This window comes from Methylotenera sp. (assembly GCF_013141425.1).
Lineage (GTDB): Bacteria > Pseudomonadota > Gammaproteobacteria > Burkholderiales > Methylophilaceae > Methylotenera.
The window spans coordinates 1-3,824 of the sequence record NZ_JABFRA010000022.1; the positions used below are offsets into that span (position 1 = coordinate 1).

At 41.1% G+C, this 3,824-nt stretch carries 2 protein-coding genes; one reads left to right on the plus strand and one right to left on the minus strand.

What is annotated here, in order from left to right; genetic code table 11:
- The coding region (locus HOO90_RS02230) for a potassium transporter Kup (RefSeq protein WP_292839036.1) at positions 1–1,398 on the minus strand (1,398 nt) is incomplete at its 3' end.
- 347 nt (positions 1,399–1,745) lie between these two features.
- On the opposite strand from HOO90_RS02230, the gene HOO90_RS02235 reads away from it, so the two are divergent.
- The gene (locus tag HOO90_RS02235) at positions 1,746–3,581 is read left to right on the plus strand and encodes a TolC family protein (protein ID WP_292839038.1); all 1,836 of its coding nucleotides are present in this window, start codon (positions 1,746–1,748) and stop codon (positions 3,579–3,581) included.
- Positions 3,582–3,824: the final 243 nt, after the last annotated feature.

Sequence of the window (3,824 nt, forward strand, 5' to 3'; positions counted from 1 at the left end):
GAAAGGTTCTAGTGCCATAGATTCGTTTCTAAGTCGGGTGTAGACCATGGCGCGGCCAGTCTTCCACGTCAGCATTAAGGTGAAAATAATCAAGCCTATAAATAAAGGCACCCAGCCACCATCAGGTATTTTTAATACATTCGCGCTAAAAAACGCAATATCGATCGTCAAAAACATGGCTACTAGCATGCCTGTGCGCAGTTTGCTCCATCCCCAAATGTTGTGGAATACGATGCCAGCAAGCAAGGTGGTGATGACCATGTCGCCAGTGACTGCAATGCCGTAGGCGGCAGCTAAATTACCCGAGGATTTGAAACTCAAGACTAAAGCCATGACAGCAATCATTAAGCCCCAGTTAACACGAGGCATGTAGATTTGGCCTTCTTCACTTTCGGAAGTGTGCTCTACATGCATACGCGGTAAGTAGCCTAACTGCAGTGCTTGGCGGGATACTGAAAATGCTCCAGTGATGACCGCCTGAGAGGCAATTACTGCCGCTAACGTGGCTAATATAATGAGTGGATAAAGCATCCATTCAGGGGCCAGCAGGTAAAAAGGATTCTTTATCGACTCGGGGTTTAATAAGACTAAAGCCCCTTGACCAAAGTAGTTTAAAACTAAGGCTGGCAGCACAAAACCAAACCAAGCTAGCCGAATTGGAAAGCGGCCAAAGTGTCCCATGTCGGCATATAAAGCCTCGGCCCCAGTAACAGATAAAACAACCGCACCCAATGCTACAAAGGCAATCCAAGGACTTATTGCAAAAAAACGAATGGCGTAAATGGGATTTAGTGCATGCAAAATAGTAGGATTTTGCATAATGCTGTGTATGCCTAACCCAGCCAATGTGCCAAACCAAAGCAACATAATTGGACCAAAAAAAGCACCAACTAATGCGGTGCCTTTACTTTGCGCCCAAAATAATGCAAATAAGACGATTAAGGTAATTGGCAATATCATCGGGTGTAATATTGGCGCGGCGAGTTCTAAACCTTCTACTGCCGATAGTACCGAAATGGCTGGTGTAATCATGCCGTCGGCATAGAACATACAAGCCCCCAAAATGCCGAGTAACATAATAGTGTGCTGCTTTTTAATGTTGCCAGCAGCATTGTGACTAGCAAGTGCAAGTAAAGCCATAATACCACCTTCGCCACGGTTATCGGCCCGCATGATAAAGGCTACATATTTAACCGACACCACCATGATGAGCGCCCAGACGATAAGCGAAAGTATGCCGTACATATTTGCTTCCGTCAGTGGGACAGGGTGCGTACCTACCGAGAAAACTTCTTTAATGGTGTATAGCGGACTGGTACCAATATCGCCAAAGACCACGCCTAGTGCGGCCAATGTAAGTGCCGAAAGCTTTGTTTTACTGCCAGTAGGTGATGACATTAAAAGGATGACTGTATTTAAGTAAGACCGCTATTATCATGCAAGTTAAATAGTAAACCAATAGATTTTTTTGAATCATTAAAATTAGGCCGTTTGCAAAATAAATTCTTATTGAAAGATTTTTAGTAAGAAAAGTTTTTAATGTCAGTAAAATAGGCGGATAACTCAATTGGGTGATATTTAAAATTCGTATTTATCTAGTAGAATCGGCCTTTAAACTGTAAAGTCTTGTTAAAAAATACCTGTTTAATTCAAATAAAACAGATGCTTATTGATTCTACCTATGTTTATGGGTAACATTCGAAGCTACATTGACGTAGTCAAATTGATTTTAAGGAAACAATGTTTTGAATAATAATTTTAAATACAAATTAATTTCCCTAGTGTTAGCTTCTAGCCTCGGTATTGCCATGAGCAATGTTGCCTATTCCGCACAAACTGTCATTAGTCTAAAGGATATGGTTGAAAAAACCGTCACTTCAAATCCAGAAGTGCAATCCAGATATCACCGTTTTTTAGAATCAGGATTTGAGCAAGACATGGTACGCGGGGGTTTTCTACCAAAAGCAGATATTGTTTCTACTTATAGGAAACAAGAAGAACTCATTAAGCCAGGAGATGGCACTGCCATTCCTCGTTTTAATAATGAGTTGGTGTTAAGACAAATGATATTTGATGGCTTTGCTACCAGTAGCGAAGTTAAGCGCTTGGGTCATGCAAATCGTGTTCGCTACTACGAGTTACAAAGTGCGATGCAAAATACGACCTTGGAATTTATTCGCGCCTACATTGATACATTGCGCTACCGCGAACTAAGTCAGTTTGCAAAAGATAATTACGTGGTACATAAACAACTCTTTGACCGTATTCAAGAGCGCGTAAATGCAGGTGTAGCTCGTAAGGTTGACTTAGAACAAGCGTCTGGTCGCTTGGCATTGGCTGAAGCGAATTTGCTCACAGAAACCACGAATTTACATGATGTTACTGCGCGTTTACAGCGACTCTATGGGGAATTGCCGCCGGAGACTTTAGAGGCTCCTACGTTTTTTAATGCAGGTGTGGAACCTACTTCAGCCGATGCATTAAAAGTGGCATACAATCAAAATCCGGACTTACTCTCTACTATTGAAGATATCCAAGCGAGTAAAGATGAGATTAAAACTAGGGAAGCGCGCTATCTGCCTAAGTTGGATTTGCAAGCTCGAAAAAATCTGGGCGTAAGTAATGATGGGCGATTTAGCTCTAGCGCAGCTGACTTGCTTGAATTAACCATGAATTTTAATTTATTTAATGGTTTTTCTGATCAGAACGCAGTCAAAATGACTGCGGAGAAATTGAATAACTCTTTAGACTTGCGTGATAAAGCTTGCGTGGATACTCGACAACTGGTGGTAATTGCCTACAACGATATTCAGCAACTTAAAGAACAAGAAAAATATCGTACCAATCATAAAAACTCCATTGAAAACGCGCGTGAAGCTTATCGTAAGCAATTCGACATTGGCCAACGTACCTTGCTCGACTTATTGGACACGGAGAACGAATATTTTCAAGCAAAAAGATCACTCAGTAATACGCAATTCGATATTCAAACCGCTTACGCCAGAACATATGCTGGACAAGGCGAGTTGTTGAATAGAATTGGTGCTGCTCGAGGTGGTTTGCCAGAATATAAGCGTGAAAGTTATCTTGATAGCGAAAATGTTTGTCAAGCACTTGCACCAGTTCAAATTACCGTAGATAAAGCCGCGCTTTTAGCAGAGGCAAAACCGCTCAGCTCAACTTTAACCACATTAAAAGCGGTCGAACCGGTTAAGGTCGAAGCTAAACCATTAGCAAATAAAGTGGTTCCTGATGTTCAATTTGAGACTAATAGCGCCAAAATTAAACCCGTTTCCTACCCTGTTTTGGATGCCGCAATTGTTACTTTAAAAGAATGGGGCGAGGCGAGTGTGGAAATTGCTGGACATACTGATCAGCGTGACACTTCAAAGGCTGATTACAATCAAGCATTGTCTGAAAAACGTGCAAAAGCAGTTCTCGATTATATTGTTAAAAAAGGCGTTGATGTTAAACGCTTTACAGCAAAAGGTTACGGCTATACTCAACCAATAGCCGAGAATGACCCTAAAGAAGGTAATGCAGTTAACCGACGTGTTGAATTGATACGTCAGCAAAAATAAATTGTTTGATATAAAGACGGAGGTTTAGACCTCCGTTTTTATTTGAGTTGCACCAAGTTTAAACGTCATTTCCGAGGTTAAGTGTTAATTTTGTGATTTTTTTGTAGTGAAAAGTTAAAAAAGCACATTTTTTACTTATAAAAATACAAAGGAAAGTGTTAGAATACGCTCCGCAATTTGATGTAGACCTACTATCCGCCCGGGTGGTGAAATTGGTAGACACAAGAGACTTAAAATCTCTCG